We start from the raw sequence: 24,620 nt of genomic DNA, 5'->3' as shown, positions 1-24,620 counted from the left end.
TTGCCGGTCATCCGCGTGGATTCCCGACGACTTCCCCCTTTCAAATGGCGGATTCCGCGCGCAAGGTCGCGCCGTGCTCGTCCAGAGCCGGCGCGCGGTCGAGCCGGGGCGTGCCGTTGGTGCCGAGCGCGGAGCGGGCGATGGAGACCCCGTCGTCGTCGAAGACCAGACCGAGGGACGCCGCATGCGCGCCGTGCGCTGCTTCCTCAGGGGTGCGCACGCGTGCGACGAGCACCCTGGCGGCCTTGAGCCGCTCGACGACCTCGTCCAGCGAAAGCGCCGCCACACGTGCGCCGACGATCGCCTCCAGCTCGTCGCGTCCGGCGACGCGCTCCCGGTTGCTTCTCCAGCGTTCGTCGCCGAGCGTGTCCGCCAGGTCGAGTGCCGCGACGAGCCGTGAGAACATCGCATCGTTCGTGGCGCCGAGCACGACGTGCCCATCGGATGCCGCGAAGGAGCGGTACGGCACGATCGACGGATGCGAGCTGCCCCAGGGCTTCGACGGCGGACCGCCCGCGGACGTCGCAGCGATGACCGTGCCCAGCGAGCTGATCGCCGTGGCGAACAGCGAGAACTCGAGCTTGCGCCCCTGACCGGTGCGCTCCCGTTCGAGGAGCGCGGCGAGCACGCCGTTGATCATCGACATCCCCGTGGCGATGTCGACCATCGCGACGCCGGATCGCACCGGGTCTGCGCCCTCGTAGCCGGTGACGTGCATGAGGCCGGATTCCGCCTCGACCGTCACGGCGGTGCCGGGTTCGGCGGCGAGGGGGCCGGTCTGCGAGAAGCCGCTGATCGACGCGTAGACGAGACGCGGATGCCGCCCCCTCATGCGCTCGGCGCCGATGCCCAGCCGGTCCGCGACGCCGGGGCGAAAGCTCTCGACGACGACGTCGGCGGTACCGATCAGCCGATCCGCGATCTCCTGGTCGGCCGGCCGCGTGAGATCGAGCGCGATGCTGCGTTTTCCGCGGTTGATCGCATGGAAGTAAGCACTCGCACCGTGGATGAACGGCGGGCCCCAGTGCCGCGTCTCGTCGCCGATCTCGGGTTGCTCGACCTTGATGACGTCCGCGCCGAGTTCGGCGAGTGTCATGGTCGCGTAGGGGCCCGCGAGCAGTCGGGTGAAGTCGATCACCCGGATGCCTGCGAGAGGGCGATACGGTTCCCCCGCCGTCATGGTGCGTTCCTTCTGGAAACGAAGACCTGCTCGCCGCGGATCCAGGTCTCTGCGACGCGCACCTGCGCGATCTCGTCCGCCTGCACCGTGAACACGTCGCGTTCGAGCACGGCGAAGCTGCCGTCGAACCCGGGCGCGATCTCGCCGACGTGCTCGAGCGGCGACAGCATCCGCGCCCTGCCGGTATACAGCATCAGCGCCTGCGGGGCCGTGATCGCCGCTGCAGGGCCGAAGTCGACGCCGTTGTACGTGCGCCGACGCACCGCCGCCTCGATCGAGAGCATCACGTCGTCCGCTCCGCTCCATGCCGTCGCCGGCCGGTCGCTCGACAGCGCGAGCGCCTCGACGCCGGCGTACAGCCGCGCGATCGGGTAGGCGTCCGTGATCTGCTCGGCCCGCAGCGCCGTCTCGTAGCCGTCGTACTCGGCGAAGAAGAACACGGTGTGCGTCGCGATGCCGAAGGTCATGCGCGCTTCGCGCAGCCGGCGCACGTAATCGTCGCTCACGATCGTCGCGTGCTCGATGCGCACCGACGGGATGCCGGTGAGCCACGGCTCGTCGTCGGCGAAGAGCTCGACGACGCGATCGAGAGCCTGATCCCCCATCGCGTGGACCGCCAGCTGCACGCCGTTGCGGCGCGCCCACTCCCCCGCGGCGAGCACGTCCGTGTCGTCAACGAGGCGAAGGCCGTGATCGCAGGACTCCGGATACGGCTCGTGCACCCACGCGGTGCGGTTCGAGTAGGCGCCGTCGAGGACGACCTTGACGCCCGCGATCCGCATCTGCCCCTCTTTGTCCGCGGGGGCGAGGTCGGCGAGCGGATGCTCCGGATCCCAGCCCGGGTACAGCGCCACCCTGGTGCGCAGACCGCGGCCGGCTGCCGCACGGAAGGTGTCGAGCGGCTCGTCGATGCGCGTGGAGAGCAGGTCGCACACGGCGACGATGCCGCGCGAGGCGAGCTCTTCTCCGATCGCGACGAGCGCATCGATCTGCTCGTCCCGGGTGGGTGCGGGGATGAAGGCCGTGACCGCGGCGACGGCGGCGATCTCGGTGAGCACTCCGTTCGGCGAGCCATCGGCGTCACGCTCGAACCGGGCGCCCGCAGGGTCGGGAGTGGATGCCGTGATGCCGGCGATCTCCAGCGCCTTCGTGTTGCACACGGCCGAGTGCGCGTCGCAGCGCCACACGAGCACCGGGCGTTCGGTCGAGACCCGATCGAGATCGGCAGCCGTCGGCATCCGGCGTCCGGGGAACTTCGTGTCGTCGAACCCGCGGCCGAGGACCCAGGCTCCGGGCGCCGTCACCGCGGCGCCATGCGCGCGCAGGACGTCGACGAGATCCTCCACCGAGGTCACCGAAGGCGGGAAGCACTCCGCTGCCGCGGCGGTCCCCGCCATGAGTGCGGGATGCGTGTGACTGTCGATCAGGCCGGGCAGCACGGTGCGTCCGCCGAGGTCGACGGCATCCTCACCGCTGACGTCACCGGCGTCTCCGACCCAGTCGACGACGCCGTCGCGGATGCGGAACGCGGAGGCGAAGTCGTCCTCCCCCGTCCCCGTGAACACCTTCGCGTTCGTGAACAGCTGCGTGCCCATGGCCTTCCTCAGATGTCCCGGTGCGTGAACCGGCCGCCCAGCAGCGTCGCCGCCACCGGCATCGTGCGCAGCTCGTCTCGATCGGACGCGTACGGGTCGCGACCTGTGATCACGAGGTCCGCCGGCTGTCCGACTTCGAGCGTCGAGCGAGTGGATGCCGCGAGCGCGACCTTCAGCGGAACCCGCTGCTCCGGATGCCAGGCCTCTCGGTCGTCACGACTGCGGGCGGTGGCTGCGGCGATCGAGATCCACGGGTCCAGGGGCGCGACCGGGGCGTCCGATCCGAGCCTCAGCTCGGCGCCGGCACGGTGAAGGGAGCCGAACGCGAAGGCACGGCCGGTGCGGCCGGCCCAGTGGTGGTCGGCGATGTCGCGGTCGTCCATGGCGTGCTCGGGCTGCACGCTGGCGACCAGTCCGAGTTCGGCGAAGCGGGCGAAGTCGTCTTCGCGCACCAGCTGCGCGTGCTCGATCACGCCGGGCATGCCGAGTTCGGCGAATGTGTCGAGGACCTCGCTGTTGGCGCGGTCGCCGATCGCGTGCACCGCGGCGCCGATGCCGGCCTCGCGGGCGCGCACGAGCAGCCGTCGAAGCTCGGAGACCGGGACGCTCTCCATGCCACATGCGAGCGGATGGGACGGATCCATGCCCGGGTACGGGTCCCAGCACCACGCGGTACGTGTGTTGAGCGATCCGTCCACCACGACCTTGAGCCGGCCGAAGGTCACGAGCCCCTGCTCGTCGATCGGGTCTCCGGTGCGCCACCCGGCTGCGATGACCTCTTCCAGCCGGTCGGGCCAGACGGCGGCCTCCACGCGCAGGCCGGTGATGCCGTCGCGCACACGCGAGCGCCACAGCGAGACGTTGTCGGCGCTCTCGAACTCGACGACCCCGACGACCCCGCGCGACGCCGCGGCATCCGCCGCTTCGCGGTACCCCGCCAGCGGCAGTGCGTCGGTCTGGTCAAGCCCGTGGTGCAGCTCGATCCAGGGTCCCTCGCGCAGCAGACCGGTCTCATCGAGGTCGACGCCCAGACGCGCGGCAGCCGCGCGGTTCATCCAGCCGCAGTGCAGGTCGCCGCTGACGAGGACGACGGGCACCTCGGGTATCGCCGCCTCGATCGCGGCGAGGGAGGCGGGGTCCTCCCAGAGTCCGTCGCGGAAGCCGTAGCCCATGAGCATGCCGTTGAGCAGCGGGTGCCCCGCGTCGAGCGCACGGCGGGCGGTGGACAGCACGTCGGCGGCGCTGCTGGTGGCGGTCAGGTCCACCCGGCTGCGACGGATCACGTGCTGCGTGAAATGCACGTGCGCGTCCCACAGGCCCGGCCCGATCCAGCGCCCGGATGCGTCGACGATCTCGCCGTCGGGCTCGACCGTTCCCGAGGGCCCGATCTCGGCGATCACGCCGTCGCGCAGAACGATGTCGATGGTCTCCGTCTCGCCGTAGCGGCGAGCGCCGCGCAGCGTGAGGGGCGAGGGGGCGGTCATGATGCTCGATTCTCTCAGGCGGCGGAACGTCAGGCGACGGGGACGGGAGCGGTGGCGAAGCCGAAGAGGTCCTTCGGGTCGTCGGGAGCTGCGACGAGGTCGATCTCATGAGCGAGATCGGTGCCGGCCACATCGGCGCGCAGATGCCGCAGCGCCGAGAAGTCCTCGATGGCGAAGCCGACCGAGTCGAAGATCGTCACCTCTTCCGGCGATGTGCGACCTGGGGCCGTGCCGGCGAGCACCCGCCAGAACTCGGTGACAGGAAAGTCGGCGGCGACGTTCTGGATCTCGCCCTCGATGCGGGTCTGCGGCGCGTACTCGACGAACACCGGACCGCGCTCGAGGATGCGCGGATCGAGCTCCGTCTTGCCAGGGCAGTCGCCTCCGATCGTGTTGATGTGCATGCCGGGCGTCACGTCGGCATCCTTCAGCACCTCGGCGACGGCCTTGTCGGCGGTGCACGTCGTGACGATGTCCGCACCGGACGCCGCCTGCGACGACGAGTCGCAGACCGTGATGTCGAAGCCGAGCGGGCGGAGATTGCGGACGAACTTCTCCGTGGCGGCCGCATCCACGTCGAAGATCCGCAGGGTCTCGATGCCGAGGACGGCGCGGAACGCCAGCGCCTGGAACTCGGCCTGGCTGCCGGCGCCGATCATGGCCATGACGCGGGAGTCGGGCCGGGCGAGATGGCGCGCGACCATGGCGGAGGTCGCCGCAGTGCGCAGTGCCGTGAGGACGGTCATCTCGGAGAGGAATACGGGATACCCGTTGTGGACGTCGGCGAGGACGCCGAAGGCCGTGACGGTCTGATACCCGCGGGCGGGATTGAACGGATGCCCGTTGACGTACTTGAACGCGTAGACGTCCGGATCGCTGATCGGCATGAGCTCGATGACCCCGAACGGGGTGTGATTCGCGATTCGCTCGGTCTTGTCGAACGACTCCCAGCGGCGGAAGTCGGCCTCGATGGTCTCCGACATCTCGGCCATGATCCGCTCGGCTCCGGTGCGCGAGACCCACCGGACGAGGTCTGCGACGCCGACGAACGTGGTCATACGGCCTCCTCCCGCCCGTGCACATGCGACATCCGCGCCGCGAGCCGCGGGTTCTCGTACGGCCCGGGCGCGTTGAGCGCTTCGATGACCCGCTCGACCACCTCGGCCGGCTTGTCCTGGCTCATCTTCTCCTTGGCCTCGAAGCGGTCGACCCGCATCCGGAACCCCACCGTGCCGTGCACGATGCGAGCGGCGTAATCGGCGTTCTCGAGCGTCCGGTTCATCAGATACGGCTCGGGCAGCGGGTTCTCGAAATGAGCGACGAGGCGCTCGAGCACCTGCAGGTTCTCCTCGTCGGAGAGGAGCTCCGGCGTGCCGTACAGGTGAGCTGTGGCGAAGTTCCAGGTCGGCACGGCCGGTGAGGTGCCGTACCAGCTGGGCGAGACGTACCCCTGCGGGCCGTACACGATCACCATCGCCTCGTGACGGCCGAGTTCGTGGAGGCGCTCGTCGGGCCGGCCGACGTGGCTGACGATCGCGATGTCGTCGGCATCCTCGTCGAGCAGGATCGGGTAGTGCGACGAGACCAGGCCCTTCCCCGGCACGAAGCTGACGATCGTCGCCCACGGGTTCTCGCGCACGAGCGCGCGGATTCCCTCGGCGTCGTCGAACGCGTAGTCGGGGTTGGGTCTCATCGATGTCTCCTAGGAGGTGAGGGCGGCGATCTCGTAGCGGTGCGGGGTGCCGAAGCGGTGTGACGAGACCGACACGGCCTGCTCGCGCAGGTAGGGCAGCAGTTCGATCCGGCCGGCCGACACCACGGGGCCTGCGTAGATCGCGACAGCGGGCGAGCCGCCGGTGTGACCGGCGACTGCCCGGGCGTCGCCACCGACCAGGCGGATGCGCCCGCCGGACTCCGCCAGTCGCGCGGCGCGCGCACCCCAGCCCTTCTCGTCCTCGACGGCGACGCCGACGGCCAGCTCGCTCAGCCAGGAGCGAATCGATGCCGGCAGCTCTTCAGCGGTGCTGACGCTGAGCCGCGCACCCGTTCGGACTCCTGCCGCGATCACGCGGATCGCCTCTGCGGGCGCGGCCTGCTCGAGACGGATCGTTACCGGCACGGCGTCGTAGCGCAGCGCGTTCTGCTCGGTCTCGAGCGCCGTCACATCGCGCACGGCGCCGAACTCGTCTGACCAGGCAGCGACATCGGTCGAGAGCGCGCCCTGCAGCCAGGCGACGTCGGCTCCGGCATCTTTTGCCGCGGCGAGCGCGCCACGCGAGACGGCGTCGGCGGGCGCATCGGCGGTGACGGGAGCATCCTCCCAGTCGGACAGGCCGATGAGGTAGTTCGGACCGCCGGCCTTGGTTCCGGTCCCGACGGCCGCCTTCTTCCAGCCGCCGAACGGCTGGCGCTGCACGATGGCACCGGTGGTTCCGCGGTTGACGTAGAGGTTCCCGGCCTGGACGCCGGCGAGCCACTGCGCGATCTCGTCCTCGTCGAGGGAGTGCAGTCCGCTGGTGAGGCCGTAGTCGATCGCGTTGACCATGCCGATCGCCTCGTCGAGCGTCTTGGCCGTCATGATGCCGAGCACGGGGCCGAAGTACTCGGTCAGGTGGTACGGACTGCCGGCGGCGACGCCCTCACGGATGCCGGGGCGCCACAGCTGCCCTGCCTCGTCGAGCTTTTGCGGCTCGATGATCCAGCGCTCACCGGGCTCGAGCGAGATCAGCGCGTGCAGCAGTTTGCCCTCGGCCGGTCCGATGAGCGGCCCGATGCGGCTGGAGCCGTCCCACGGCTGACCGACCGGATAGGAGCCGACGGCGTCGATGAGCTGGCGGCGGAACCGCTCGCTCGTCGCGACGGAGCCGACGAGGATGACGAGGGATGCCGCGGAGCACTTCTGCCCTGCGTGGCCGAAGGCCGAGTAGGCGACGTCCTTGGCGGCGAGGTCGAGGTCGGCGCTGGGGGTGACGATGATGGCGTTCTTGCCGCTCGTCTCGGCCAGCAGCGGCAGGTCGGGGCGGAAGCTGCGGAACAGTTCTGCGGTCTCGTAGCCGCCCGTGAGCACCACGCGCTCCACGGCGGGGTCGCTGATGAGCTTCTGACCGAGCTCGCGTCCGTCGAGCTGGACGTACTGCAGCACGTCGCGCGGTACTCCGGCCTCCCAGAGCGCTTCGATCATGACGGCTCCGGAGCGGCGGGCCTGACGTGCCGGCTTGATGATCACCGGGGATCCGGCGGCGAGCGCCGACAGCGTGGATCCCGCGGGGATCGCGACCGGGAAGTTCCACGGCGGTGTCACGACGGTGAGGCCGACCGGCTTGTGGGTCGCTCCGTCGAGGTTCTCCATGCGCTTCGCACTCTCGGCGTAGTAATGCGCGAAGTCGATCGCCTCGGAGACCTCCGGGTCGCCCTGTTCGATCACCTTGCCGGCTTCGGAGCCCATCACCTCGAGCAGGTCGGCGCGGCGCTGCTCGAGCACCTCGCCGGCGCGGTGCAGGATCGCGGCGCGGCCGTGCGCTCCCAGTGCACGCCAGCTCTCGCCCGCCGTGACGGCGCGGGCGATCACGGCATCCACCGCGGCGGCATCCGAGAGCGTGTTGCTCGCGACGGTCTCGTCGCCGAGGATCGAGTCCGCCATGCGCGAGCGGATGCCGTCGGCCCAGGCGCGGTTCGCGGCCAGGCTCGGGTCGGTGTCAGGGGTGTTCTCGAAGGCGTCCGTGGCCGATGCGACCGCGGGTGCGCCGCGATCCTGAGTGCGGTTCGGGGCGGGGACTTCGGCTGGCATCGACGCGATCGAGGCGAGGAAGCGGTCACGCTCGCGTGCGAACAGCGCGGGGTCCTCGTCGAGGTCGAAGACGGCGGACATGAAGTTCTCGGTCGACGCGCCCTCTTCGAGGCGGCGGATCAGGTAGGCGATCGCGACGTCGAACTCGGTGGGGTGGACGACGGGCGTGTAGAGCAGCAGCGATCCGACGGTGCGGCGGATGACGGTCGCCTGCGCGGTCGCCATGCCCAGCAGCATCTCGAACTCGATCCCGTCCGTCACGCCACGCCGGTTCGCCAGCAGCCAGGCCAGCGCGATGTCGAACAGGTTGTGACCGGCGACGCCGATGCGCACGTTCTGCACGTGCTCGGGGCGCAGCGCATAGTCGAGCACGGCCTTGTACGAGGCATCCGAGGCCTCCTTGCTGTGCCAGGTCGCCAGCTCCCAGCCGTGGGTCTCGGCGTCGACCCGCTCCATCGGCAGGTTCGCGCCCTTGACGACGCGCACCTTGATCGCAGCTCCCCCGGCGGCCACGCGCGCGGCGGACCATTCCTGCAGGCGGATCATCGCGCCGAGCGCGTCGGGCAGGTAGGCCTGCAGCACGATTCCGGCGGAGAGGTCGCGGAACTCCTCGCGGTCCAGGATGCTCGTGAACACCGCGATGGTGAGATCGAGGTCCTTGTACTCCTCCATGTCGAGGTTGATGAACTTCTTCCCGCGCTCCTTCGCGATGCGGAACAGCGGGACGAGCGCCGTGGCGGCGTGATGGACGGCCTCGTCGAACGCCCAAGGGCTGTGCGGGGCGACCGTCGAGGACACCTTGATCGAGACGTAGTCGACGTCGTCGCGCTCGAGTAGGCGGCGGGTCCCGGCCAGGCGGCGGGCGGCCTCGTCCTCGCCGAGGATCGCCTCCCCGAGCAGGTTGATGTTCAGGTGCACGCCCTCATCGGATCGGATGCGGCGGATCGCGGTGCCGAGCTTCGCATCGGTCGCGTCGACGATGAGGTGGCGGACCATTCCGCGCAGCACCTTGCGGCTGATCGGCACGACGATGCCGGGGAAGGCCGGTGCGAGCGCGCCGCCGAGCCGGACGAGGCCGCGCAGCGCGGCGGGCAGGAACTTCGGGGTGAGCGGGGCGAGGTCGCGCAGGTTGTGTGCGGCGACCCTGAGGTCTTCGGGGCGCACGACGCCGTCGACGAAACCGACCGTGAAGTCGAGGCCGTTCGGGTCGCTGAGAACGCCGGCGAGACGCTTCGCCGCGGTGTCGGTGGGCACCTCGCGGCTCTCTTCGAGCCAGCGTTTCACGAGGGCCACCGCGTCGTCGGCGAGAGCGGAGAGTTCGGCGTGGCCGGTGGCTGCGTCGGTCGTCTGGGTCATCGTGCTTCCTCACTCGAGAGCGCGGCGGAGCCGCGCGACCTGGTCTCAGTGTGAAGCCTCGCCTTTGTTCGTGAAAAGCGAGCCTTTACGATAGATACCATTCGGTTCTGTCGATGAATTGAGGATGGTCGATGTTCGAGCTGCGACGACTGCGCCTGCTGCACGAGCTGGCTCTGCGCGGCACCATCGCCGACGTGGCCCGCGCGCTCTCCTACAGCCCGTCCACCGTGTCTCAGCAGCTCGCACTGCTGGAGCGGGAGGCGGGCGTCGCGCTGCTCGAACCCGACGGTCGTCGGGTGCGTCTGACGGCGCAGGGGCGGGTACTGGCCGCGCACGCCGCCAGGGCTCTGGAGCTCGATGAGACGGCTCGGGCCGAGCTGTCGATCTCGCAGGACGCCCCGGCCATCGTGCGCATCGCGGTGATGCCGACCGCGGCCGAAGCCCTCGTCCCCGCGGCGCTCACGCTCCTCGCCGAGCGCGAACCGGGACTGCGGCTGGAGATGGCCGAGATGCCGCCCGAGGAGGCCCTGTTCGAGCTGCAGGCGCACGCCTTCGATCTCGTAGTCGCCGAGCAGTACCCGGGGTACACGCGAGAACTCCAGCCCGGCATCGAGCGCACGCTGATCGGCCGCGATCCGGTGAGGCTCGTGGTGCCGCCGGATTCGCCGGCGAGAGAGCTCGCCGACCTGGAAGACGCGGCGTGGGCGATGGAGCCGGAGGGTGCCGTCGTGCGGCAGTGGGCGGTGCAGCAGTGCCGGGCGGCGGGCTTCGAACCCGATGTGCGGTTCGAGGCGACGGATCTCACTGCGCATGCGCGACTGGCTGCGGCGGGCCACGCCGCAGCCATGCTGCCGGACCTGATCTGGACCGGCGAGCGCTCCCCGGTGCGGCTGCTTCAGCTGCCCGGTGACCCGGTGCGCGAGATCTTCGCCGCCACGCGGTCGTCCTCGCGCGACGGCGCCGCCATCGGCGCAGTGCTGACGGCGCTGGCCGATGCCCTCGCGGCTCATTGGCCGCGCTGAGGCGGAGTCCGCTTCCGGACGTTCTTGCGGGTCGTTGAGCGAGCGCAGCGAGACGAAACGCCTTGAGCGAGCCGCAGGCGAGTCGAAAGGAAGGCCGGTAGCGAAGGCTTCGACTTCCTCCGGTCGCTCAGCCCGTTTCGTCTTCGGCGCTACGCGCCTCCGCTCAACGACCCGCATGAAATACGTCTCTCACTCCCAATCGACCTCCGCGGTCGCGAGGACGGCGTCGTCGGCATCCAGCAGCGTCGCCCTCGTCACGCCGTCGCCATCCGTGCCGGCGATGCGCAGCGGCCGGTCGACGAGCACCGGCGCGATCGCGCGGACGTCGAGTCGCACAGGCCTGCGACCAGGGGAATGCCTGCGGACGGCATCCATGAGCAGGATGCGGGTGAGCGGCCCGTGCACGAGCAGGTCGGGCAATCCTTCGACCTCGCGCGCCCAGGCCCGGTCGTAGTGGATGAGATGCGTGTTGAAGGTGAGCGCCGAGAAGCGGAACAGCTGGCGGGCGTCGAGCTCGAGCTCATCGATCCATTCGGCGAATGCCGCGGCATCCGGGTCTGTCCTCGGCGGGCGTGCGGGCGCATCCGCATCCGTCTGCTCGAGGAAGACGTCGTGCCACACGCTGCGGATCGCCGTCTCACCTGCGACCGCGTACTCCCGCTCGACGTCGACGAACACGAGCCGTCCGCTGGAGCCGCTCTTCTCGACGACCTTCCCGAGCGTCGTCGTCTGGGTGACCTCGTCTCCGAGCCGGATCGGCCCGAGAAACTCGGTGCTCTCCCCCGCGTACATGCGCCGCGGCAGATCGATCTCGGGGATCACGCCGTCCCGCGCTGGCGTGCCGTCCGGCCGCAGATCGGCGAGCGCTGCCGTGAACGGGAAGAGCACGCCCTCCCATGCGGAAGGCAGCTCGTCACCGGCATCCCGTCGCCGCTCCTCGGCGGCGAACGTGCCGCGGTAGACCTCGACGGTGTCCTCGTCGACGACCGAGGTGCGCACGACACTCACGGCAGCACACCCGCCGCGCGCAGCTCGGCGATGCGGGCGGCGTCGTATCCGGCGAGGTCGGCGAGCACCTGGTCCGCGTGCTCGGCGAGCCGGTTCGCCGTGCGTGCCGGAGTCGCGGGGGTCGCGGAGAGCTTGATGGGCTGTCCGAACATGCGCAGCATCCCCAGGTCGCCGTAGTCGGCCTCCACGATCATGTCGCGCTCGGCGGTGCCCGGGTCGTCGACGACCTCGCCGATCGTCTTGATCGCCGTGAGCGGCACGACGTCGCCGGCCATCTGCTCGAGTTCGGCCTTCGTGTACCCGGCGAGCCAGTCGACCACGATCGGCTTGACCTTGCGCTCGTAGACCTCGGGGTCCAGGCGTTTGCGCATCGTGTCGATCTCGGGGTCGGCCTTGACCTCCGGCGTGCCGAACAGGTCGCAGGCGGCGTTCCAGAGCTTGTCGGTGTACGCGCCGAAGAACACCTGACCGTCCGCGCAGTCGAACAGCTCGTACGGTTTGACCCAGGAGTGCTGATTGCCGGCGGGCTCCGCCACCTTGCCGCCGACCGTGTAGTCGACCACCGCGGTCTCGGTGAGCGCCATGATGCTGTCGACCTGCGCGACGTCGACGAGCTGCCCGACACCGGTCGCCTCGGCGTGACGGAGCGCGGCGAGCGTGCCGACCACGGCGAACAGTGTGGCCGAGAGGTCGCCGATCGTCACGCCGACGCGCACCGGCGGCTGGCCGGGGTAGCCGCTCATCGACCACAGTCCGCCGGCGGCCTGCGCGGTGTTGTCGAAGGCCGGACGGCGACTGCGCGAACCCGTCTGGCCGTAGCCGGAGATCGCGGTGTAGACGAGCTTCGGGTTGATCTCCCGCAGCACGTCGTAGCCGACGCCGAGCTTGGCCATGGTGCCGGGGCGGAAGTTCTCGACCAGGACGTCGGCGTTTCGCACGAGGTCCTTGAGGACCTCCTTGCCCTCGTCGCTCGCGAGGTCGAGGCCGACGCCGAGCTTGCCGCGGTTGTACTGCGCGTAATAGGCGCTGAACTCCTCGTCGCCGTCGGTGAGATACGGAGGGAACCCGCGCGAGACGTCGGGATCGCGCGGGTTCTCGATCTTGATCACCATGGCGCCGAGATCAGCGAGCATCTGGGCGGCGTAGGGGCCGGCGAGCACACGGGACAGGTCGAGAACCGTGACGCCGTCGAGCGCACCGGGCGCGGGGAGCGACATGTCAGTCATGCGGATGCTGCCTCCTTTGTGGTTTCGGATGCGCCGGCGGCGGCGAGCGCGCGTGCCACGTTCGACGGCGCGGGGATGCCGCGGATGCGGGAGAGCCAGAGCGTGGTGGCCGCGAGTGCGCCGAGATCCAGTCCGGTCTCGATGCCCAGCCCGTGCAGCATCCACACCAGGTCCTCTGTGGCGAGGTTACCGGTCGCGCCCTTCGCGTACGGGCAGCGACCGAGGCCTCCGACCGCGGCGTCGAACTCCGCGACGCCGAGCCGCAGAGCGGCGTGGACGTTGGCGAGGGACTGGCCGTAGGTGTCGTGCAGGTGCAGGGCGAGATCGGAGACCGGGATGCCGGCGGCCATCACCTCCTCCACCACGCGGGTGGTCAAGCCGGGGGTCGCGACGCCGATCGTGTCGCCGAGGGCGATGGTCCGGCTGCCGGCCTCGTGCAGAGCGGTGGCGGCCTGCAGCACCGCCTGGATGTCGACCTCGCCCTCCCACGGGTCGCCGAACGCCATCGAGACGTAACCGCGGACCGGGATGCCGTCGGCGGTCGCCGCCTCAATGACCTCCACGGCTCGGTCGATGGCGCCGGATCGGGTGTTGTTGAGGTTCGCCTCGGCGAAGGACTCGGTGGCGCTGACGACCACGGCGACCTCGCGGATGCCGGCGCCGACGGCGCGCTCGAGCCCTTTGAGATTCGGGACCAGGGCGACGGCCCTCGCACCGGTAGGAACCTCGACGCCGCCGACGACCTCGGCGGCATCGGCCAGCTGCGGGATCCAGGCCGGCGGGACGAAACTCGTCAGTTCGAGATCGCGGGAGCCCGCCGCGTACAGCCGGCGGCACAGCTCAGCCTTGACGCGCGTGGGAATGATGTCGGTCTCGGCCTGCAGGCCGTCCCGTGGCCCCACCTCGTACACGGTGACCCGCGCGGGCAGCCCTTCCTCTGTCTGCGCGCGCGGCGAGGGCTCGGCGAATGTCATACCGAGCCCCGCCCTGCACGCAGCTCGGCCAGGATCTCGCGGGCGTGCTCCACTCGGATCTTCCGGTCGGCCACGATGCGTGCGGCGACCTCGCCGATCTCGTCGACGTCGGCACCGGCGCTGGCCGCGACCGTGCGGGCGTGCAGCGTCATGTGCCCGCGCTGGATGCCCTCGGCGGCGAGCGCACGGCACGCGGCGAGATTCTGCGCGAGCCCCACGGCGGCGATGACGCTTGCCAGTTCGCGGGCGGTCTCGACACCCAGGAGCTTCACGGATGCCTGTGCGGTCGGGTGCGCGCGGGTCGCTCCGCCCACGAGGCCGACCGCTAGCGGAACCTCGAGGGTCCCGACGAGATTGCCGTCGGCATCCTTCTCGAACTGCGACAGCGCCGAGTACCGTCCCGTGCGGGCGGCGTGGGAATGGCATCCGGCTTCGACAGCGCGGGTGTCGTTCCCGGTGGCGAGGACGACGGCGGTGATGCCGTTCATGATTCCCTTGTTGTGCGTGGCCGCGCGGTATGGATCGGCCTCGGCGAAGGCGCTGGCGGCGACGATGTCGTCCGCGACCTGCGCACCGCCGAGGAGTTCGGCGTCGAAGACGGCCCGGGCGCGGGTGAGACGAAGGTCGGCCTTGTTGGTGAGGATGCGCAGGAGGGTTCTGGTGCCGGCGATCTCGGCGATGCGCGGAGCGATCGCCTCGGCCATCGTGTTCACGGCGTTCGCCCCCATGGCGTCCCGAACGTCCACATGCAGATGCACGATGACCTGAGCGCCGGCCCGTGTGGGCAGAACCCGCACCGAGATGTCGAAGGCGCCGCCGCCGAGCGAGACCAGCATCGGATCCTGCTCGTTGGCCAGCGCCAGGACCTCGTCACGCGCCTCCAGCAGTGCGAAGCGCGTGCCGTGCGGATCGACCGCGTCGAGCACCTGGATCTGCGCGATCATGACGTCGCCGGTGTACGAGGTGGTGAAGCCGCCGTGGTCGCGCGCCATGCGTGCTGCGTTCGAGGCCGCCGCGACGACGCTGGGCTCCTCGGTGGCCATCGGGATCAGCCGATCGGTGCCGTCGATGGTGAAGTTCGTGGCGACCCCGACGGGGACGCCGATCAGTCCCACGACGTTCTCGATGATGTGGTCTGCCTGCGCGAGCGACAGCCCGCTCTCGGTGCCGAGCGCATCGAGAGCACTCGCTTCGAGACCTGCGCCCTCGGCGACGAGCGCGAGCCGCTCCTGCGGGGTGTGGTCGCGCAGACCTGAGATTCGGCTGTTGGTCGGCATCGGCCACCTTCCTTAGTGGGCAGACGCCGGGTCCTCGGCGCTGCGGGTCACCGTCGACACTAGAAGCGGGATCCGCGAGCGACGATGGATGGATCGCTCATTGAACGCATGCGGGTATATGAGAAGGACACACTCCTCCGTCGACAGCGCAGATCTAGACTCGCAGGACGCAGCGACGACGCGAGCCCCGAGGAGGCCCCGATGCCCTACACCGAGTCCGCCCCAGTCCGGCTCTACTACGAGGTGTTCGGCTCCGAGGCGGATCCGCTGCTCGTGCTCGTCTCGGGCGGCGGAGCCCAGTTGCTGAGCTGGGACGAGGAGTTCATCGCACACCTCACCGACGGCGGTCTGCGCGTCGTCCGCTTCGACAACCGCGACACCGGGTTCTCCGAGCGCTTCGGCGGCGAGGAAGACGTCGACGGCGGCTACGACCTGGCAGACATGGGCGACGACATCGTGCGCATCCTCGACGAGCTCGGCGTGGACTCGGCGCATATGGCCGGGCATTCCATGGGCGGGATGATGGCGCAGACGGTGGCGATCCGGCATCCCCAACGCGTCCGCAGTCTCGGATTGCTGTCGACGATCCCCGGGCGCAGCCCGCGGTACGTGCTGCACGGGGAGCGCCCCGAGCTGCTCGCGGCTCCAGTGCGTGTGACGCGTGAGCAAGCCGTGGCCTTCGCGGAGGCGGCGGTGACCTCCGCGCCGCGAGGCCGATACGACCCGCAGGTGCAATGGCACATCGCGAAGGCGGGCGAGGCCTACGACCGCGGCTACGCGCCCGAGGGCTACGCACGTCAGTGGGCGGCCCTGCGCCGCGCGCCGGAGCGACTCGAGGATCTGCGGAAGGTGACCGTGCCGACGCTGGTGTTCCATGGCCGCGAGGACGACGTGCTGCACTGGTTCTCGGCGGTCGACATCGCCGAGGCGATCGCAGGATCGGAATTGCAGGTGCAGCCCGACATGGGACACCTCATCCCCCACGAGCTGTGGCCCGATCTCGCGCAGGCGCTGCTGCGCACCGCTCGCCGCGCAGAGGAGCAGCGCTGAGGCCTCTCGTGGTGCTCGCAGAACGTGACATGCTCGACACGGGAGTCGTGCGAACCCAGGCGCGACCTCACGAGGAAGGAGCCCGGATGCGCGACGATTCCGAAGCGATCACGGTCCTTCTGAACGCCGCCTACGATGCTGAGTCCGTCGGCCCGACCGACGTCAGCGATGCGTGCGCCGCATCGGAGCGTCCGAGAACCAGGCTGCCGAGATCGCCGATAGCGTGCACCGCTCGCAGCGGGAGCTGTCACGGCTTCGTCGGCGAGAGCACGAGCTGTCGGCTCTGTTCTCCAGCGCTCGGGAACTCGCAGAGCTCCGTGACAGCGACGCCGTGCTGGTGCGGCTCGTCCAGCGCGCACACGAGATGATGGGCGCCGATCTCGCCTACCTGTCCGAGTTCGACCCCGACACCCGTGAACTGCGGGTGCGGGAGACGAGCGGGTCGGTGAGCGCGTCCCTGCCCTCACTTCGCGTTCCGCCCGGGCGGGGACTCGTGAGCGCGGTGGTCGAATCGCGGTCACCTCAGTGGGTCTCCGACTACTCGTCGTATACGAAGGAGAGGCACGACTCCGGCGTCGACGAGGCCGTCTCCGCAGAGGGACTCGTGTCGATGCTCGGCGTCCCGATGCTCACCAGCGATGACGTGCTCGGCGTGCTGTTCGTGGGCAATCGCGCGGAGAAGTCCTTCTCTCCCGAGGAGGTCTCGCTGCTCTCGGCACTGGCAGACCACGCGTCCGTCATTCTGCAGACGACTCAGACGCTGCGCAGCCTTCAGGAATCCGAGGATGCCAGCCGCCGGAACCTGCAGAGCCTGACAGCGCACCTCGTCGAGCGCGACCGTGCCAACACGGTCCACCAGGAGCTCGTCCAGGCGGTGCTCGCCGGCGGAGGATTCGGCCCGGTCGCCGAGACGCTCGCCTCGGCGCTCGGCCGCGCCGTGGCGATCCTCGACGACCACGATCAGATCATCGCCGCTGCAGGGCTCCCCCTGGCGCCCGGCATGCTGGAACCGGATGCCGCGATCCACGACGCCATCGCCGAGAGCCGCCGTTCAGGGCACTGCGTCGCCGTCGCCGGTTCGGGCGTGCGCGCCGTCGCCGCGCTCAGCGCCGGCAAGCGGCACTTCGGGGCGATGCTGCTCGGCGACGGGGAGTTCGAACTCGGAGCTGTGGACTTCCGCACGGTCGAGCGGGCAGCGCAGGTGGGCGCCCTGCTCGAACTCCAGCAGGAGGCGGCATCCGGTGCCGATCAAAGGGTGCGCAGCGAGCTGATCACCGATCTCCTCGACGACGTCCCAGAGCGGCGATCGGATGTCGAGCGGCGGGCGCGCCGTCTCGGCGTCGATCTCCAGTTGCTCGACACCCTGCTGCTCCTGGCCGTTCCCGGGGATCAGCAGACTGCTGCCGCGCGTGCCCTCAGCCGGCATCTCGACGAGCGCACCCTGGTCGGCGAACACCGCGGGTTCATCGTCGTGGCGTACTCCTCCGCACAGGATGCTCTCGAGCCCGAGCCCGAGCGCCTGCGCACACACGTGGAGGCGGCGATCCGGCATCCGGTCTCCCTCGTCGTCCCGCGCTCGGCGACGGCCGCGCTGCCGGATGCGTTCGTGTCCGCGATGCGCACCGCGCGGCTGCTCACCGCGCTGGAGATCACCGGCATGACCGTGCAGGTCGACGAGTTCCTGCCCTACTCGGCGATCCTCGACACGGATTCGCACGCACTCGGAGCGTTCCTGCGCGACACGATCGGCGCCGTGCGGACGTACGACGCCGAGCGGGGCGCCGACCTGCTCGGTACACTGCGCGCATTCGTGCGGAACAATGCCAGCCCGACGCGTACGGCGAGGGCGCTGAACTTCCACACGAACACGATTCTGCAGCGACTCGACCGGCTCGATCACGTGCTGGGGGCTGATTGGCGGGAGGACGAGCGCATGTTCCGCCTGGGCATCGCCGTGCGCCTCGACGAGCTGCGGGAGCGGCTCCAACGTCGCTGAAAGGTCAGCGATCCGCTTCGACGTCGAATACCTCCTCGCCGGTCTGCGGGAAGGCGTGGGGACCGCGCGGCCCGAAGACGAGGAGCAGCTCTGCCGGAGCATCCGACTCGTTGCGCACGCCGTGACGCACGCCCTGCCGCGCGTAGAAGGCGTCGCCGGCGCGCAGGATGCGTTGATCGTCGTCCGATGAGATGACGACCTCGCCCGTGGTGACGACGTACATCTCATCCGAACTGCCCGGCGAGCAGCTGTCGCCGACGCCTTCGAGATGGAAATGCTGCCCCTCCTCGGCTCCCGGCTCGAGGTGGTAGAGCATCACCGAGATCGGCAGGTCCGTCGTCTCCTTGAAGTACCACTCGATCCCGATGCGGGCCCTGCCCTTGTAGAGCTCCCATTCGTGGGCGTTGTCGCCGCGCCGTTGGACACGCATGGTGAACTCAGCTCAGGGATGCCGGCGCCGGCGCCGCGAATCCGGAGATGTCATCGGTGGACTCACCGTCCAGTGCGAGCTCGGCGAGGATGCGCCCGATGGCCGGCGTGAACTTGAATCCGTGGCCTGCGGCGAGCGCCACGATGATGTCGGGATGCTCCTGCAGTGGGCTGAGGATGAAGCGGCGGTCGGGGGTGAGCGCGTACTGGCACGTCACCGTGCGCATCTCCGCGCCGGCGGCCGGGATCAGCCCGTGCACGAAGTCGCCGAGCTGAGCGGTGAGCTCGGGAGACGGCACATAGGTGCGCTCCGCCGGTGTCATCCGGTTGAAGGACACATCGCGAGCCGCCTTGATCGTCGGCTCGCCGTAGGTCGGGAAGCCGTAGTAGCACTCGTCGTCCTCCCAGATCCAGACGGGGAAGCGCTCCGCATCATGCACCTCGGGGGCCGGAGTGTGGAAGTACGTCACCTGTTCCTGCATGACGTCCAGCGGGATGGCGGCACCGAGAGGCTCGAGGAGTTCGTTGGTCCAGGCATCCGCCGCGACGACGACCTTGTTCGCACGGACCTCCCCGTTCGCGGTGCGCACGATCACTGCATCCCCATCCGGGATGAGCGCCTCGACGGCCGTGCGGTCGCGGACATCGGCGCCGTGCACGCGCGCCCGCATCTGCAGAGTGGCCACTGTGCGGGCGGCGTGAGCGATTCCGGTGTCGGCCGTGTAGACGGTCTCGACGCCCTCGGGAACCTGGAACTGGGGCCAGCGGTCCCGAACCTCTGCGGGGCTGAGCAGTTCGTGAGGGACGCCGCACTCATCCAGTGCCGCGGTGAAGTCGGATGCCGAGTACGGACCTGCGACGGGCAGGAAGATCACGCCGCCTGTGACCGTGAGAAGTCGCTCGCCGGACTCCGCCTCGAGATCGGCCCAGTCACGGTAGGCGGACTGGGCCAGGCGCACGTACTGGGATGCGCCGTAGGACGTCCGCACGATCCGCGATGTGTCGTGCGACGCGCCGCGCACGTGACCGAGGTCGTACTGCTCGAAGGCGACGACCTTCGCCCCGCGACGGGCAAGATGGTACGCGGCTGCGCTGCCGAGCGCTCCCATGCCGACGACGGCGACCTCGAATGACTCCATGACGCTTCGTTCCTCCCTGGGCGGATCTGATCCACGCCAGTGTGCGGGAGAGCGCCGGTCACGCATATGGATCGAGAACCCACGCCTGCAGGGTCGGGATGTGTCCCGTGCACGGCGGCCGGCCATCATGCGGGACGATTGCCTGGTGAAGAAGATGACGCTTGGCCGCGCTGCCGCAGGCGCGGCGATGCTGCTCATGATGAGCGGATGCGCCGCCACCGCCGATGGCACAGGCGCCGGTGACGTTGCATCCATCGCGCTGCCGCCGGCCGGTGCCGCACCCGACTACCAGCTCGGAGGCGCTTACGCGCCGGCGGACGGCGTCGAGATCGTGGGGCGCGATCGCGGCGCCGAAGCCGCCGACGGCGTCTACTCGATCTGCTACGTGAACGCGTTCCAGACCCAGCCCGGAGAGCTCGGCAGCTGGCCGCAGGACCTGCTGCTGCACGCCGGCGGCGCCCCGGTGTTCGACCCGGATTGGCCGGACGAGGTGCTGGTGGACACCTCGACGGACGAGAAGCGCGAGCGGATCGCGGCGATGGTCACTCCGTGGATCACCGGATGCGCGGCCGACGGCTTCGACGCAGTGGAGTTCGACAACCTCGATTCATACACGCGCTCCGGCGGAGCACTGGAGCTCGACGACAACCTGGCCCTCGCAGCCGAACTGGTCGACGCGGCGCACGCCGCCGGACTGGCGGTCGGGCAGAAGAACGCTGCGGAGGATGCCGTCGCGCTGCACGAACGTGCGGGGTTCGATTTCGCCGTGGTCGAGGAGTGTGCGGCCTACGAGGAGTGCGACGCGTATGCGGACGTGTACGGCGCGCACGTGATCGACATCGAGTACACCGATCAGCTGCCGCGACCGTTTGCGGAGATGTGCGCGGATCCGGCGTCGCCGGCATCCATGGTCCTGCGCGACCGCGACCTGCTACCGGCGGGTGCGGACGGACACGTCTTCGCGACCTGCGATCGGGCGTAGTCTCGTCACCGTGTCAGCCTTCTCCCCCATGCAGCGGCTCGTCATCACCATCGCCGTCCTCGCATCGTTCGTGACGTTCCTCGACGGCACCGTCGTCACCGTCGCGCTGCCGGCCATCAGGGATGAGCTCGGCGGCGGCATCACGACTCAGCAGTGGGTTGTCGACGCATATCTCATCACGCTCAGCGCGCTCATCCTGCTCGCCGGAACGCTCTCCGACGCATACGGCCGCGTGCGCATCATGCGCATCGGACTCATCGCGTTCGGCATCGCGTCAGTGGCAGTGGCCGCGGCGCCGGAGCCGCTCACCCTCATCATCGCCCGCGCCCTCCAGGGTGCTGCCGGTGCGCTGCTCGTACCGAGCTCGCTCGCCCTGATCATGGCGACCATGCGCGGCGAGCTGCAGTCCCGCGCGATCGGCGTCTGGACCGCCTTCACCACCGGCGCCCAGATCGCCGGTCCGCTCCTCGGCGGGCTGTTCGTCGACCTGCTGTCCTGGCGATTCGTGTTCCTGATCAACGTCATCCCGATCGGCATCACGCTGGTCCTGCTCGCTCGGCTGGACCTTCCCGATCATCCGCGCGGTGCGCGTGTGGACTGGTGGAGCGGGATGCTGTGCGCCTTCGGACTCGGCGCCCTCGTGTTCGCCCTCATCGAGCAGCCGAATCTCGGGTGGGGCTCGCCCGCTATCTGGGTGCCGGGCGTGGTGGGCGTCGCGCTGTTCCTCGGCTTCCTGGTGCGCCAGCGTTACTCGCCCGCTCCGCTGATGCCGCTGTCCCTCTTCAGCGCCCGCAACTTCGCCTGGGGCAACCTCGCCACACTGTTCGTCTACGCCGCGCTCTCGCTCAACGGCTTCGTCATCGGCGTCTACCTGCAGGAGGGCGCGGGCCTCCCCGCGACGGCAGCAGGGCTGGCGAGTCTGCCGATCACGATCCTCATGATCCTGCTCAGTTCCCAGGCCGGCGCGTGGGCGGGAAGGCTCGGCCCACGACTGTTCATGACCGCCGGCCCGCTGCTGATGGCCGCCGGCGCCCTCCTTCTTCTCACCGTGGCCGAGGACTTCAGCTACTGGTGGCAGGTGCTGCCATCGATGATCGTTCTCGGACTCGGGCTCTCCCTCACCGTCGCACCGCTCACCTCCGCGGTGCTCGGCGCGATCGATGAGAACCACTCCGGCATCGCATCCGCCGTCAACAACGCGATCTCCCGCGTCGCCGGGCTCATCGTCGTCGCGATGCTGTCGACGATCGTCGGCGGCACACTCGACCTCAGCGGTTTCCACAGCGCCGCCTGGGTGACTGCAGCGCTGATGGCCGCGGGCGGCATCGTGTCGTTCATCGGGATCCGCAAACTCGCGCCGCCTGTGACTCCGTCGGAGAACGCGCTCCAGGAATGAGCGCTCACACACCCACCGAACATCAGAAAGAGTCGTTCATGCCCGACACCACCTGCCACATGTCGATCTCGCTCGACGGCTTCGTCGCGGGTCCAGACCAGAGCCGAGAGGATCCGCTCGGCAAGCGCGGCATCGAACTCCACCGCTGGCACATCGGCGACGCACGAGCGAACGAGGCCGATGCCATCGCGACGGGCTGGCTCATGCGTCCGCGCGGCGCGTACGTCATGGGACGCAACATGTTCGGCCCGGTACGCGGCGACTGGGACGAGGATTGGCGCGGCTGGTGGGGCGCGGAGCCGCCCTACCATGCGCCGGTTTTCGTGCTCACCCATCACCCGCACGACCCGATCGAGATGGAGGGAGGCACGACCTTCCATTTCATCACCGACGGCTTCGACGCGGCGTACGCGCGTGCGCGCGAGACGGCCGGCGACGACGGAGTGGACATCGCCGGCGGCGCATCGACCGTGCGGCAGGCGCTGGCCGCCGGCGTCGTGGACGAGCTCACGCTCGACATCGCTCCCGTACTGCTCGGATCCGGCGAGCGGATCTTCGACGGCATCCTCGCTCTGGGCATGGAGCCCGTCGAGGTGCTGCACTCCCCGCTCGCCACGCACATCCGCTATCGGCGAAGCGGCGAAGTAGGGAATGCGGTCTTGTAGTGAGGAATCGACTCGCACTACGATGAGCTGAAATCGATTTCACGCAGGCGCGCCGGCGCCAGCGCCAGCTGCCGAGGTCCTCAATGACGACATCCCCTGCCCCATTCACGACGACCACGCCGGTACTGGCACCGCTGGGGCTCGGCCAGCTGCGACCGACGGGCTGGCTGCGAGCGCGCCTCGAGAGTCAGCTCAGCGGGATGGGCGGCACGCTCGACGAGTTCTGGCCCGACGTTCGCGACAGCGCCTGGATCGGCGGCTCAGCGGAAGGGTGGGAGCGCGGCCCCTACTGGCTCGACGCGATGGTCCCGCTCGCGTTCCTCACCGGTGACGCACGGCTCATTCAGAAGGTCGAGCGATGGATCGACCACATCCTCGAGCACCAGACGGAAGACGGCTGGATCGGACCGATCGACGGCGATCCCTCCGACCTGCACCATGCCGACTTCGGTGGCTTCGACGTCTGGCCGCGCATGATCGCGCTGAAGGCGCTGCTGCAGTACGAGTCCGCGACAGGTGACGAGCGAATCGTCCCGGCCGCGCTGCGGCTCGTCGAACGCATCCGGCAGGTGCTCACCCGGCATCCCCTGCATGAATGGGGACGGGTGCGATGGGCAGACCTCGTGGTCTCGATCCTCGCGCTGTACGAGCGCACGACGGATCCTTCGCTGCTCGAGGTCGCGGAGCTCGTGCGCAGTCAGGGTTACGCCTGGGATCGGTACGCGCAGGACTTCCCGTATCGCGAGAAGGTGACGGATGCCGTGCTCCATGGATTCCGCGATGCATCGGCCGGCGTCTGGATGAACGACGACTTCCTCGTCACCCACGGCGTGAATATCGCCATGGGCTTGAAGGCGATGCCGGTCTGGTGGCGCGTCAGCGGTGACCCGCAGCTGCGCGAGGCGTTCTCGTCGATGCTGGAGCAGCTCGACCGGTATCACGGCCAGGCGACCGGCGTGTTCACCAGCGATGAGCACCTTGCCGGCCTGAACCCTTCGCAGGGCACCGAGACCTGCACGGTCGTGGAGTACATGTTCTCGCTGGAGACGGCTCTGGAGACGTGGGGCCTCGACGAAGACGTCGCCGACCGCCTGGAGCGCGTGGCGTTCAACGCGCTCCCCGCGAGCGCGCGATCGGACGAGCGGGGTCACCAGTACGACCAGCAGGCGAATCAGGTGATCTGTCATGTCACGGAAGACCGGGTGTACACGAACAACGGACCCGAATCCAACACGTTCGGGCTGGCCCCGCACTTCGGATGCTGCACGGCGAACCGGCACCAGGGCTGGTCGAAGTTCGCCGCCCGGCTATGGATGCGCAGCGACGATGGCGGCCTGGCGGCTCTCTCGTATGCGCCCTGCGAGATCGACACGGTACTCGGAGGCATCGGCATCCACGTCGCGGTGATCGGTCAGTACCCGTTCGATGACCAGGTGGTGATCGAACTCGCCGTCGATGGCGAGGCGAGCTTCCCGCTGCACCTGCGCATCCCCGCGTGGGCGCGCGATGCGCAGATCAGGATCGACGCCGACGACCCGATCTCGCCGGCGCCCGGGAGTCAGCTGACGCTCGATCGAACCTGGCGCGGCCACCACCGGATCACGGTGGCGTGGGATGCCGAGGTCGAGGCCCACCGTCGGTTCGGCGATGCCGTGACTCTCACCCGCGGCCCGATCGTGTTCGCCGCCGCGGTCGAGGAGGACTGGCGCGTGATCGGCGGCGAACCGCCCCATGAGTCGTGGGAGGTGCTGCCTGCCGGAGACTGGAATCTCGCGCTGGTGCGCGACGGCGCAGCATCCGTGCCGGCGACCGAACTCGTGCGTCGCCCGAACGGAGCGGAGCCGTTCACGCCGGAAGGCGCTCCGCTGCGGCTCGAGGCGGTCGCTCGGCCGGTCGCCGGCTGGACTCTCGAGCACGGCGCTGCCGCGCCTCCGCCCGCCAGTCCGGTGCAGGCTGACGGGGAACGCCGGATGATCACGATGCTGCCTTACGGCGCGGCACGCCTGCGCGTGACGGAGATCCCCTGGACGCTGGACGGGTGACGTCTGCCGCTC

General features: G+C 69.6%; 19 protein-coding genes. 7 read left to right on the top strand and 12 right to left on the bottom strand.

Annotated features, from left to right (window positions below; all coding sequences use genetic code 11):
- Positions 1-40: 40 nt before the first annotated feature.
- From IM776_RS03115 to IM776_RS03090, 6 genes are read right to left on the bottom strand one after another with little or no spacing between them, the layout of a single operon-like run.
- The gene (locus IM776_RS03115) at positions 41-1,180 is read right to left on the bottom strand and encodes a CaiB/BaiF CoA transferase family protein (protein ID WP_194421595.1); all 1,140 of its coding nucleotides are present in this window, start codon (positions 1,178-1,180) and stop codon (positions 41-43) included.
- Positions 1,177-2,775 carry an amidohydrolase gene (locus IM776_RS03110; RefSeq protein WP_194421594.1) on the bottom strand — a complete coding sequence of 533 codons (1,599 nt, stop codon included), beginning with the start codon at positions 2,773-2,775 and terminating at the stop codon, positions 1,177-1,179. Before IM776_RS03110 ends, IM776_RS03115 begins: the two co-directional genes overlap by 4 nt.
- Positions 2,776-2,783: 8 nt before the next feature.
- Positions 2,784-4,259 (bottom strand): amidohydrolase, encoded by a 1,476-nt coding sequence (locus IM776_RS03105; RefSeq protein WP_194421593.1) that lies wholly within the window; start codon positions 4,257-4,259, stop codon positions 2,784-2,786.
- 29 nt (positions 4,260-4,288) lie between these two features.
- Positions 4,289-5,317 (bottom strand): ornithine cyclodeaminase, encoded by a 1,029-nt coding sequence (locus tag IM776_RS03100; RefSeq protein ID WP_194421592.1) that lies wholly within the window; start codon positions 5,315-5,317, stop codon positions 4,289-4,291.
- Positions 5,314-5,952 (bottom strand): FMN-binding negative transcriptional regulator, encoded by a 639-nt coding sequence (locus IM776_RS03095; RefSeq protein ID WP_194421591.1) that lies wholly within the window; start codon positions 5,950-5,952, stop codon positions 5,314-5,316. The genes IM776_RS03100 and IM776_RS03095 overlap by 4 nt, the downstream gene beginning before the upstream one ends.
- A 9-nt stretch (positions 5,953-5,961) precedes the next feature.
- Positions 5,962-9,402: a bifunctional proline dehydrogenase/L-glutamate gamma-semialdehyde dehydrogenase gene (locus tag IM776_RS03090; protein ID WP_194421590.1), complete on the bottom strand. Its 3,441-nt coding sequence runs from the start codon at positions 9,400-9,402 to the stop codon at positions 5,962-5,964.
- Between the two features lie 131 nt (positions 9,403-9,533).
- Here IM776_RS03090 and IM776_RS03085 point away from each other — a divergent pair, with 131 nt between their 5' ends.
- Positions 9,534-10,424 (top strand): LysR family transcriptional regulator, encoded by an 891-nt coding sequence (locus IM776_RS03085; RefSeq protein WP_194421589.1) that lies wholly within the window; start codon positions 9,534-9,536, stop codon positions 10,422-10,424.
- A 189-nt stretch (positions 10,425-10,613) separates the two neighbouring features.
- On the opposite strand, the gene IM776_RS03080 is transcribed toward IM776_RS03085, so the two are convergent.
- Genes IM776_RS03080 through IM776_RS03065 form a run of 4 tightly spaced genes read right to left on the bottom strand, consistent with a single transcriptional unit; the run spans position 10,614 to position 14,909 of the window.
- On the bottom strand, positions 10,614-11,432 hold the full coding sequence (locus IM776_RS03080) for an FAS1-like dehydratase domain-containing protein (RefSeq protein ID WP_228479894.1): 819 nt from the start codon (positions 11,430-11,432) through the stop codon (positions 10,614-10,616).
- A complete protein-coding gene (locus tag IM776_RS03075; protein WP_228479893.1) occupies positions 11,429-12,658 on the bottom strand; it encodes a CaiB/BaiF CoA transferase family protein in 1,230 nt (409 codons plus the stop codon). The genes IM776_RS03080 and IM776_RS03075 overlap by 4 nt, the downstream gene beginning before the upstream one ends.
- Entirely contained in the window at positions 12,655-13,632 is a 978-nt protein-coding gene (locus IM776_RS03070) for a hydroxymethylglutaryl-CoA lyase (RefSeq protein WP_194421588.1), read from the bottom strand. The genes IM776_RS03075 and IM776_RS03070 overlap by 4 nt, the downstream gene beginning before the upstream one ends.
- On the bottom strand, positions 13,629-14,909 hold the full coding sequence (locus IM776_RS03065; protein ID WP_194421587.1) for a hydroxymethylglutaryl-CoA reductase, degradative: 1,281 nt from the start codon (positions 14,907-14,909) through the stop codon (positions 13,629-13,631). The genes IM776_RS03070 and IM776_RS03065 overlap by 4 nt, the downstream gene beginning before the upstream one ends.
- 201 nt (positions 14,910-15,110) lie before the next feature.
- Between IM776_RS03065 and IM776_RS03060 the strand changes: the two genes are divergently transcribed.
- Together IM776_RS03060 and IM776_RS03055 are read left to right on the top strand one after the other, a co-directional pair.
- Positions 15,111-15,959 carry an alpha/beta fold hydrolase gene (locus tag IM776_RS03060; protein WP_194421586.1) on the top strand — a complete coding sequence of 283 codons (849 nt, stop codon included), beginning with the start codon at positions 15,111-15,113 and terminating at the stop codon, positions 15,957-15,959.
- Positions 15,960-16,131: 172 nt separating this feature from the next.
- On the top strand, positions 16,132-17,955 hold the full coding sequence (locus tag IM776_RS03055; protein WP_228479892.1) for a GAF domain-containing protein: 1,824 nt from the start codon (positions 16,132-16,134) through the stop codon (positions 17,953-17,955).
- A 4-nt stretch (positions 17,956-17,959) separates the two neighbouring features.
- Here IM776_RS03055 and IM776_RS03050 read toward each other — a convergent pair whose 3' ends face one another.
- Both IM776_RS03050 and solA read right to left on the bottom strand, forming a co-directional pair.
- Positions 17,960-18,385: a cupin domain-containing protein gene (locus tag IM776_RS03050; protein WP_194421585.1), complete on the bottom strand. Its 426-nt coding sequence runs from the start codon at positions 18,383-18,385 to the stop codon at positions 17,960-17,962.
- A gap of 7 nt (positions 18,386-18,392) precedes the next feature.
- A complete protein-coding gene (gene solA, locus IM776_RS03045) occupies positions 18,393-19,523 on the bottom strand; it encodes an N-methyl-L-tryptophan oxidase (protein ID WP_194421584.1) in 1,131 nt (376 codons plus the stop codon).
- A gap of 154 nt (positions 19,524-19,677) precedes the next feature.
- Between solA and IM776_RS03040 the strand changes: the two genes are divergently transcribed.
- From IM776_RS03040 to IM776_RS03025, 4 genes are all read left to right on the top strand, one after another.
- Entirely contained in the window at positions 19,678-20,505 is an 828-nt protein-coding gene (locus IM776_RS03040; RefSeq protein ID WP_194422485.1) for an endo alpha-1,4 polygalactosaminidase, read from the top strand.
- Positions 20,506-20,533: 28 nt separating this feature from the next.
- A complete protein-coding gene (locus tag IM776_RS03035; protein ID WP_194422484.1) occupies positions 20,534-21,901 on the top strand; it encodes an MFS transporter in 1,368 nt (455 codons plus the stop codon).
- Between the two features lie 38 nt (positions 21,902-21,939).
- Entirely contained in the window at positions 21,940-22,566 is a 627-nt protein-coding gene (locus tag IM776_RS03030) for a dihydrofolate reductase family protein (RefSeq protein ID WP_194421583.1), read from the top strand.
- Positions 22,567-22,649: 83 nt separating this feature from the next.
- Positions 22,650-24,608 carry a beta-L-arabinofuranosidase domain-containing protein gene (locus tag IM776_RS03025; protein ID WP_194421582.1) on the top strand — a complete coding sequence of 653 codons (1,959 nt, stop codon included), beginning with the start codon at positions 22,650-22,652 and terminating at the stop codon, positions 24,606-24,608.
- Positions 24,609-24,620 lie beyond the last annotated feature (12 nt).

Source organism: Microbacterium abyssi, assembly GCF_015277895.1.
Classification (GTDB): Bacteria; Actinomycetota; Actinomycetes; order Actinomycetales; family Microbacteriaceae; genus Microbacterium; species Microbacterium abyssi.
This window is presented reverse-complemented; position numbering and strand designations above follow the sequence as displayed.